The organism is Aeromicrobium sp. PFPM2_SD2, from assembly GCF_057364525.1.
The window spans coordinates 1-1123 of the sequence record NZ_JBNFNZ010000619.1 but is presented as its reverse complement, the minus strand read 5'-3'; the positions used below and the strand labels follow the sequence as shown (position 1 = coordinate 1123).

1 protein-coding gene and 1 pseudogene are annotated in these 1123 nt (G+C 76.3%); both read right to left on the bottom strand.

What is annotated here, in order from left to right; translation table 11 throughout:
* Positions 1–28: 28 nt before the first annotated feature.
* Entirely contained in the window at positions 29–352 is a 324-nt protein-coding gene (locus AC2W7G_RS16910; protein ID WP_485869463.1) for an AAA family ATPase, read from the bottom strand.
* A gap of 179 nt (positions 353–531) precedes the next feature.
* Positions 532–693, bottom strand: a pseudogene (locus AC2W7G_RS16905) (ATP-binding cassette domain-containing protein); the annotation flags it as partial.
* Positions 694–1123: the final 430 nt, after the last annotated feature.

The window sequence follows — 1123 nt, the reverse complement described above, 5'->3', positions numbered from 1 at the left end:
GGCGCGGACGAGGGGTCTCGGGCCGGGGTCAGCCGCGCCAGGCCGTCGAGCGGCCCCGGCGTGGACGAGGCGCCCCCCGGCCGATGACCACGACGTCGTCGACGGTGTGCTGCACCTCGCCGAGCACGTGGCTGGAGACCAGCACGGTGCGGCCCTCGGCGGCGAAGGTGCGCAGCAGGCCGCGCATCCAGACGATGCCCTGCGGGTCGAGACCGTTGGCCGGCTCGTCCAGCACGACGACCGCCGGGTCGCCGAGCAGCGCCGTGGCCAGTCCGAGGCGCTGGCGCATGCCCAGCGAGAACCCGCCGACCCGCCGCTTGGCGTACGGGGCGAGGCCGACGAGCTCGAGCAGCTCGTGCAGCGACGGTCGTCGACGCCGACCTGCGGCGCGTACACCCGCAGGTGGCCGAGCGCGGTGCGGCCGGGGTGGAAGGACGCCTCGAGCGAGGTGCCGACGAGCCGGGCGGGGGCGTCGTGCTCGGCGTACGGACGTCCGCCGATGAGGGCGGTGCCGGCCGTCGGGCGGACGAGCCCGGTGAGCATGCGCAGGGTGGTCGTCTTGCCCGAGCCGTTCGGGCCGAGGAACCCGGTCACCCGGCCGGGGCGGACCTCGAAGCTGAGGTCGTCGACGGCGGTGACCTGTCCGAACCGTTTGGTGAGCCGTTCGACCGTGATCGGCGGCGCGGAGACCATCAGTCCTCCTGGGCGTCGGGGAGCCGGTGGCCCCGACCCTATCGACGTCCGGACGGTGGCCGGGGCAGGGCCACGGCGCGGCCGTCGGCCCGGACGTCCGCGACGGGTCCGCACACCTTCCGCCACGGCGGACCCACGGCGTCGTGACCGACCTACGATCGGGCCAGGACGCGCGCCCGCTCGCGGGACCACGTCCGCGACGGCGGCGGCACCGACCGCGCCGCCGGGACCGTCGCTCTCCGCACGTCCCCAGGAGAAGCCATGTCCCCCTCCGACACCGCCGACCAGGAGCTCAAGTCCCGCCACCGCACGCTGTGGGCGCTCGGCGACTACCCCGCCGTGGCCGCCGAGGTCATCGCCGAGACCGGACGCGTGCTGGTCGAGGCCGCCGGCGTCCGGGCCGGCGAGCGCGTGCTCGACGTGGCCGCGG